Origin of the sequence: Acinetobacter sp. YH12027, assembly GCF_013420085.1 — a bacterium.
Taxonomy (GTDB): Bacteria; Pseudomonadota; Gammaproteobacteria; order Pseudomonadales; family Moraxellaceae; genus Acinetobacter; species Acinetobacter amyesii.
Window position 1 is genome coordinate 1 of sequence record NZ_VOYW01000081.1, and the last position, 4547, is coordinate 4547.

Annotated in this window: 3 protein-coding genes and 2 pseudogenes; 2 read left to right on the forward strand and 3 right to left on the reverse strand. The window is 38.4% G+C overall.

Annotation, left to right across the window (positions count from 1 at the left end; genetic code table 11):
• Window positions 1-328, reverse strand: a pseudogene (locus FTT94_RS16160) (transposase); the annotation flags it as partial.
• A gap of 193 nt (window positions 329-521) precedes the next feature.
• Between FTT94_RS16160 and FTT94_RS16165 the strand changes: the two are divergent.
• Window positions 522-1229 (forward strand): hypothetical protein, encoded by a 708-nt coding sequence (locus FTT94_RS16165; RefSeq protein WP_180171113.1) that lies wholly within the window; start codon window positions 522-524, stop codon window positions 1227-1229.
• An 86-nt stretch (window positions 1230-1315) separates the two neighbouring features.
• Here FTT94_RS16165 and metG read toward each other — a convergent pair whose 3' ends face one another.
• The gene (gene metG, locus FTT94_RS16170; protein WP_180171114.1) at window positions 1316-3373 is read right to left on the reverse strand and encodes a methionine--tRNA ligase; all 2058 of its coding nucleotides are present in this window, start codon (window positions 3371-3373) and stop codon (window positions 1316-1318) included.
• Between the two features lie 171 nt (window positions 3374-3544).
• Between metG and FTT94_RS16175 the strand changes: the two genes are divergently transcribed.
• The gene (locus FTT94_RS16175) at window positions 3545-4339 is read left to right on the forward strand and encodes a hypothetical protein (protein ID WP_180107335.1); all 795 of its coding nucleotides are present in this window, start codon (window positions 3545-3547) and stop codon (window positions 4337-4339) included.
• Between the two features lie 116 nt (window positions 4340-4455).
• On the opposite strand, the pseudogene FTT94_RS16180 reads toward FTT94_RS16175, so the two are convergent.
• Window positions 4456-4547, reverse strand: a pseudogene (locus FTT94_RS16180) (IS5/IS1182 family transposase); the annotation flags it as partial.

Genomic DNA, 4547 nt, shown 5'->3' on the forward strand with positions numbered 1-4547 from the left:
AAATCCACCATTATTTGTGTGGGCGGTCGAGCTCCGCCTGGGCGAAAAAAGCGGCTGCTTTACGTAGAATTTCATTGGCACGTTTTAATTCTTTAATTTCACGTTCCATTTGCTTCATTTTTTCTTGGTCAGATACCTGTTGTACTTTGGCGGGATTTTGTTGATCTAAGTATTTTTGATACCAAACACGTAGTGTTTCAGGAGTACAGCCAATTTTAGGAGCAATTGCGGAAACTGCTGCCCAATTCGATGGATAATCTTTTTCAGATTCAATTAGTAATTGAACCGCTCTTTCTCTAATTTCGGGGGTATAGTTTGGTTTTTTCATCGGAATAGTCTCTCAGAATATTGACTCTCCGACAAACCCGGTACGGTTCAATGATTATATTTTTACTCAAAAGCTTTGGGATCAAATTCTGAATAAAAATATTATTTTAGATAAAATAATTCACGATGAGTTATATGAGTCATATTTTAGATTACAAGAAGAGTCACCCACTTGGTTTAAACTTTGGCATTATTTGGATTTAGAACAAAAAGAGTTCGAAGAACTAGTCAAAGAAGCAAAATTAAGTATTGAACATCAAAGTTTAACTAATGTAACAGATATTCTTCATACGGTTAGTATGTTGGTATATTTCAAAGAAAAAAGTCTCATTTTCTGCTCAATTGAAAGTCTATTAATGTTAGCAATTAGCCAATACAAAAAAATTGTAAATTTACAGGAAAATATTAAAAAATTTGGTTATTTTGATATTAGTGATGAGTCTGGTGGATATGGATTGTATGCTAGAGAAATTCCAGTTTTTCAAAAATTTATACAGGATATTGCTCAAGCATATGAAGATAAATATATTGAAAAAAATGAAGAAAGAGGAAAATTATTATTAACATTAATGGAAAATGATAGTTATGAGTTTCACCAACAAATTACGAATAAATTTTACGATTATCCAATCTTAAATGTATTAGAACCTCAAGACTTTCTTAATCAACTTTTTAAAATTAACTATAGATGTGCTATGTCTGCGATAGATGGATTAAAATCACGCTATACAGCACGTTCCCAAGCTAAAATTTATTTACAGGAAGAAAACTGGTTTGAGCGACTTATTGTAGTAACAAATGAAAAACTAGCTCAGCCTATAACTATTTTGGAAAAGCATAAATTACAAGATAAATTTTTGCCTAACTTAACAGAAATTAAGAACACCGCATACAAAGGCTAAATCGTACTTTCATGGAAAAGTTAATAAATTAAAAGCCAAAAAAAGCCCCTACAACGTAGAGGCTTTTTCTTATCTTAATCTAAAAATTAAGACACTTTATCACCAGCTTTAGCACCGCTTTCAGGTGAAATCACCCAAACGCCATCGCCATTACCCGCAGCTAATACCATACCGTTAGAAATACCAAAACGCATCTTACGTGGTGCAAGGTTAGCCACCATCACTACCAATTTGCCTTTTAAGTCTTCAGGTTGGTAGAACTCACGAATACCGCTAAACACGTTACGTGGCTCAGCTTCGCCGACATTTAAAGTCAATTGAAGCAGTTTGTCTGAACCTTCAACATGAGCTGCTTCTAAAACTTCAGCCACACGCAAGTCAACTTTCATAAAGTCTTCAATGCCAATAATCTCAGCTTCTCCAACTTTAGGTTCAGGTTTTTTCTCAGCTTTCTTCTCTTTTTTCTTTTCCGCTTTTGGTGCTTCAGCAGGCGCAGCTAAAGAATCTTTAGACGCATCGACCATTGCAGCAACCGCTTTCGGGTCTACACGCTGCATCAATGGTTGGAATTGAGCAATTTCATGATCCACCAAAATCGTTTTACCAGACGCAAAGTCGAAAGATTCTAATTTTAAGAAGCTTTGAACTTCTGCTGCCAAGGTAGGAAGTACTGGTGCAAGGTACACCGCCAATTGACGGAACAAGTTAATACCGACAGAACATACGTCATGAACTTGTTGTTCTTCGCCTTCAATTTTCGCTAAAGCCCAAGGCTTTTTCTCATCGATATATTGATTGGCTTTGTCAGCAAGCGCCATGATTTCACGGATGGCTGCAGAGAATTCACGTGCTTCATATTGAGCAGCGATTGATGCACCTGCATCAATAAAGCTTTGTACCAATTCAGGCTCTGCACACGTTGCAGAAAGTTTGTTATCAAACTTGGTGTTGATGAATTTCGCACAACGGCTAGCGATGTTTACCACTTTACCAACAAGGTCTGAATTCACTTTTTGAACGAAATCATCAAGGTTCAAGTCAGAATCTTCAACTTTGTCAGAAAGTTTAGACGCGAAGTAGTAACGTAAGTATTCAGGGTTCAAATGCTCAAGATACGTTTCTGCTTTAATGAATGTACCACGAGATTTAGACATCTTCTGACCGTTTACAGTCAAGAAACCATTAACGAATAAGCTTGTTGGGGTACGGTAGTTTGCACCTTCAAGCATTGCAGGCCAGAACAACGCGTGGAAGTAAACGATGTCTTTACCAATGAAGTGATACACCTCATTTTTAGAATCTTTTTTCCAGTAGTCTTCAAAGCTTAGGTCAGGACGGTTGGTCTTGATGTAGTTTTCAAAGCTCGACATATAGCCAATTGGCGCATCAACCCAAACGTAGAAGTATTTGTTTGGCGCATCTGGAATTTCAAAACCGAAGTAAGGCGCATCACGTGAGATGTCCCAATCAGACAGACCTGCTTCAAACCATTCATCGAGTTTGTTGGCAATCGACACAGGCAGACGACCTTCGTCACGTGTCCATTTTTGCAGGTATTCACCAAAGTTCGGCAGTTTAAAGAAGTAGTGATCTGAAGATTTCTCTACAGGCGTCGCACCGCTTAATGTCGATTTTGGATTGAGTAATTCAGTTGCGTTGTAGGTTGTACCGCACACTTCGCATGAGTCGCCGTATTGGTCTTCCGCTTTACATTTTGGGCATGTGCCTTTAATAAACCGATCCGACAAGAACATTGCTTTTTCAGGATCAAACAATTGTGTCACAGGGCGTACCGCAATGTTGTCCGCTTCACGGTTCTTAATGTAAATCTCAGAAGCGCGTGCTTGGTTTTCAGGGCTGTTGGTTGAGTCGTAATGGTCAAAATCAACTTTAAAGCCAGCAAAGTCACGTTCATGTTCTTTTTGCACATTGGCAATTTGCTGTTCAGGCGAAATACCATTGGCTTCCGCACGTAGCATAATCGCTGTACCGTGAGCATCATCCGCACATACATAAGTCACGTTATGACCCATTGCACGCATGGCACGAACCCAAATATCAGCTTGGATATAACCGAGTAAATGACCCATATGAATTGGGCCATTCGCGTATGGAAGGGCGTTAGTAACTAAAATATTACGCACGGATATGACTCTCTCATTCGTATTTATGCAATGGGCTGTAATTTTACATGAGATAGCCAGTACTTGCACAAGGGAATAGGTGAAATCTTTGCAAAAGTAAAAAAATCTATATTGCTGACACAATTACAGTGATAATAGGGCATAACTGTGATGCCTAAGAGTAACAAGCCCATGTATGAAGATGACTATGATGACGATCAGCCAATCACTCGTATTCCTCAAAATGAACAGCGTCATAAATTGGGGCATCACATTATTAAAGATGCGCAGCAATATTTAGAACAGATTTCTGCAGATGAGCATGCCTTACTGATTCAAACCCTGCGTCATTTGGCACAAGATGAGCCTTACTTCGATATTTTGGCCGATGAATTAGATCAGCCGGTAGAAATGAAAGTAGCGAATGATGCTTTAAATTTATTGTATTTTTGGCAACTGCTTCATCAACATGAAAATGATGCAGACTTTGATTTTCTGAATGTCATCAATAGCGAGTTTTTCCAAACTGAAATGTTGAAAGCCTTTGATGCTTTGAATATTGGTGAACATAAAGCAGCGCGCCGTCAGGTACTTTTAGATGCGTTTAAACTGTATAAATTAAATATTCATGCAGGCTGTATCCCTGTGTTATATGCACAGCTTGAAGGTATTTTGACGGACGTGCTGATTCAAACCGGTTTCTTAAGTCAAAATGGCACTAAATTTGTCGATGTCTATAAAATTGTACCGGGACTTAAAGGCAGTGAAATTAAAAGCCTTTGGCACAAATCTAAAATTGCCAATGAGTTGAATCCGTATTTTGCCGAATTGGCGGCCTATCAAATGGATAGCAGCTCTACCGTAGCGATGACCCGTCATAATATTTTGCATGGTACCGATGTCGCGCATTTTAATCAGGGACGGAGTTTCATCCTGTTTATTTGGCTGTTTTCCGCAGTGAGCTTTATGAGTACGGTCAGCAAATAAGTTTAATTTCAAGAGATCAATGCATAGGAGTGGCATTGGTCTCTTTGCATAACATCATCCTTTAAAATTAAAAGCATAGAGTAGGGTGTGTTGACATTTACAGCCGATAAATTGAGCTAAAGAGGCAACCATATAAATATACAAGCTAAAGCAACAGCGCTTTGATAGTTACGTTTTAGCTTATCGTATCTTGTGGCAATTCCTCTAA